General features: G+C 50.4%; 1 rRNA gene. It reads left to right on the top strand.

Going from position 1 to position 2932, the window contains the following annotated elements:
• Positions 1–19 precede the first annotated feature (19 nt).
• Positions 20–2913: ribosomal RNA gene (locus FTU77_RS15775) — 23S ribosomal RNA — on the top strand.
• The last annotated feature ends 19 nt before the right edge of the window (positions 2914–2932 follow it).

Genomic DNA, 2932 nt, shown 5'->3' with positions numbered 1-2932 from the left:
CGACTGTTTGGGGTTGTATAGTCAAGTAATTAAGTGCATGTGGTGGATGCCTTGGCAGTCAGAGGCGATGAAAGACGTAATAGCCTGCGATAAGCTCCGGGGAGGCGGCAAATATCCTGTGATCCGGAGATTTCTGAATGGGGAAACCCACCCGCTATAAGGCGGGTATCATAAACTGAATACATAGGTTTATGAGGCGAACGAGGGGAAGTGAAACATCTCAGTACCCTTAGGAAAAGAAATCAATTGAGATTCCCTCAGTAGCGGCGAGCGAACGGGGAAAAGCCCATTAAGTTATCTAAGCTTTAGTGGAACGCTCTGGGAAGTGCGACCATAGTAGGTGATAGTCCTGTACGCGAAAGGGCTTAGATAATGATGTCGAGTAGGGCGAGGCACGTGAAACCTTGTCTGAATATGGGGGGACCATCCTCCAAGGCTAAATACTCCTGACTGACCGATAGTGAACCAGTACCGTGAGGGAAAGGCGAAAAGAACCCCTGTGAGGGGAGTGAAATAGATCCTGAAACCGCATGCATACAAGCAGTGGGAGCCAACTTGTTTGGTGACTGCGTACCTTTTGTATAATGGGTCAGCGACTTACATTCAGTAGCAAGGTTAACCGATTAGGGGAGCCGTAGAGAAATCGAGTCTTAATAGGGCGTTTAGTTGCTGGGTGTAGACCCGAAACCGGGTGATCTATCCATGAGCAGGTTGAAGGTTGGGTAACACTAACTGGAGGACCGAACCCACTGTCGTTGAAAAGCCAGGGGATGACTTGTGGATAGGGGTGAAAGGCTAATCAAACTCGGTGATAGCTGGTTCTCCCCGAAAGCTATTTAGGTAGCGCCTCGGACGAATACCATTGGGGGTAGAGCACTGTTTCGGCTAGGGGGTCATCCCGACTTACCAAACCGATGCAAACTCCGAATACCAATGAGTACTATCCGGGAGACAGACTGCGGGTGCTAACGTCCGTAGTCAAGAGGAAAACAATCCAGACCGCCAGCTAAGGCCCCAAAATTATAGTTAAGTGGGAAACGATGTGGGAAGGCATAGACAGCTAGGAGGTTGGCTTAGAAGCAGCCACCCTTTAAAGAAAGCGTAATAGCTCACTAGTCGAGTCGGCCTGCGCGGAAGATGTAACGGGGCTAAAACTATATGCCGAAGCTGCGGATTTACACATTAGTGTAAGTGGTAGGGGAGCGTTCTGTAAGCCGATGAAGGTGGATTGAGAAGTCTGCTGGAGGTATCAGAAGTGCGAATGCTGACGTGAGTAACGACAAAACGGGTGAAAAACCCGTTCGCTGAAAGACCAAGGGTTCCAGTCCAACGTTAATCGGGGCTGGGTGAGTCGACCCCTAAGGCGAGGCCGAGAGGCGTAGTCGATGGGAAATTGGTTAATATTCCAATACTTCAGTGTAATGCGATGAGAGGACGGAGAAGGTTAAGTCAGCCTGGCGTTGGTTGTCCAGGTGAAAGGAAGTAGGCATGTATCTTAGGCAAATCCGGGGTACTCTATGCTGAGATCTGACAGCAAGCTGTACTTGTACAGTGAAGTGGCTGATACCATACTTCCAGGAAAAGTCTCTAAGCTTCAGTTACACTGGAATCGTACCCGAAACCGACACAGGTGGTCAGGTCGAGTAGACCAAAGCGCTTGAGAGAACTCTGCTGAAGGAACTAGGCAAAATGGTACCGTAACTTCGGGAGAAGGTACGCTGCTTTTGGTGATGGAACTTGCTTCCTGAGCTGAGAGCAGCCACAGAAACCAGGCCCCTGCAACTGTTTATTAAAAACATAGCACTCTGCAAACACGAAAGTGGACGTATAGGGTGTGATGCCTGCCCGGTGCTGGAAGGTTAATTGATGGGGTTAGCGTAAGCGAAGCTCTTGATCGAAGCCCCAGTAAACGGCGGCCGTAACTATAACGGTCCTAAGGTAGCGAAATTCCTTGTCGGGTAAGTTCCGACCTGCACGAATGGCATAATGATGGGGGCGCTGTCTCCAGCAGAGGCTCAGTGAAATCGAAATCGCCGTGAAGATGCGGTGTACCCGCGGCTAGACGGAAAGACCCCGTGAACCTTTACTGCAGCTTGACATTGAACTTTGATCTTACTTGTGTAGGATAGGTGGGAGGCTTTGAAACCGAGACGCTAGTTTCGGTGGAGCCAATCTTGAAATACCACCCTGGTAATATTGAGGTTCTAACTCTGTCCCGTTATCCGGGACGAGGACCATGTCTGGTGGGTAGTTTGACTGGGGCGGTCTCCTCCTAAAGAGTAACGGAGGAGTACGAAGGTGCGCTCAGCGTGGTCGGAAATCACGCGTAGAGTATAAAGGCAAAAGCGCGCTTAACTGCGAGACCCACAAGTCGAGCAGGTACGAAAGTAGGTCTTAGTGATCCGGTGGTTCTGTATGGAAGGGCCATCGCTCAACGGATAAAAGGTACTCTGGGGATAACAGGCTGATACCGCCCAAGAGTTCATATCGACGGCGGTGTTTGGCACCTCGATGTCGGCTCATCTCATCCTGGGGCTGAAGCAGGTCCCAAGGGTATGGCTGTTCGCCATTTAAAGAGGTACGCGAGCTGGGTTTAGAACGTCGTGAGACAGTTCGGTCCCTATCTACCGTGGGCGCTGGAAATTTGAGAGGATCTGCTCCTAGTACGAGAGGACCAGAGTGGACGAACCTCTGGTGTACCGGTTGTGACGCCAGTCGCATCGCCGGGTAGCTATGTTCGGAAGGGATAACCGCTGAAAGCATCTAAGCGGGAAGCCTACCTCAAGATAAGATTTCCCTTGGACTTTATGTCCACTAAAGAGCCGTTGAAGACTACGACGTTGATAGGTTGGATGTGGAAGTGCGGTGACGCATGAAGCTGACCAATACTAATTGCTCGTGAGGCTTGACTATACAACACCCAAACAGTTGT

Source organism: Acinetobacter sp. YH12142 (assembly GCF_013418435.1).
Taxonomy (GTDB): Bacteria; Pseudomonadota; Gammaproteobacteria; order Pseudomonadales; family Moraxellaceae; genus Acinetobacter; species Acinetobacter amyesii.
The sequence above is the reverse complement of the archived record's forward strand: the minus strand, read 5'-3'. Positions and strand labels throughout refer to the sequence as shown.